2 tRNA genes are annotated in these 302 nt (G+C 54.3%); both read right to left on the reverse strand.

The features are described from left to right. Nucleotides 1-73 (reverse strand) — tRNA-Met (locus OGX93_RS00005). Between the two features lie 151 nt (nt 74-224). After that, nucleotides 225-301, reverse strand: a tRNA-Met gene (locus OGX93_RS00010). Between the last annotated feature and the right edge of the window lies 1 nt (nt 302).

The raw sequence follows: 302 nt of genomic DNA on the forward strand, positions 1-302 counted from the left end.
TGCGGGGGCCGGATTTGAACCGACGACCTTCGGGTTATGAGCCCGACGAGCTACCAGGCTGCTCCACCCCGCGTCCGTCTTTCTGCTTCGTATTTCAAATCACATCTGCGTTGGCTTTCCTCGTTCACCTCAGTCACTTACTGGAGTAAGCTCCTAAGGATTCACTGCGTCGCCGCCTTGTTGTGATTCGAACTACTTTGCAAAATATTACATCATATTTCAATTGGTTGCGGGGGCCGGATTTGAACCGACGACCTTCGGGTTATGAGCCCGACGAGCTACCAGGCTGCTCCACCCCGCGT

Source organism: Citrobacter sp. CK195, assembly GCF_030333365.1.
Classification (GTDB): Bacteria; Pseudomonadota; Gammaproteobacteria; order Enterobacterales; family Enterobacteriaceae; genus Citrobacter_B; species Citrobacter_B koseri.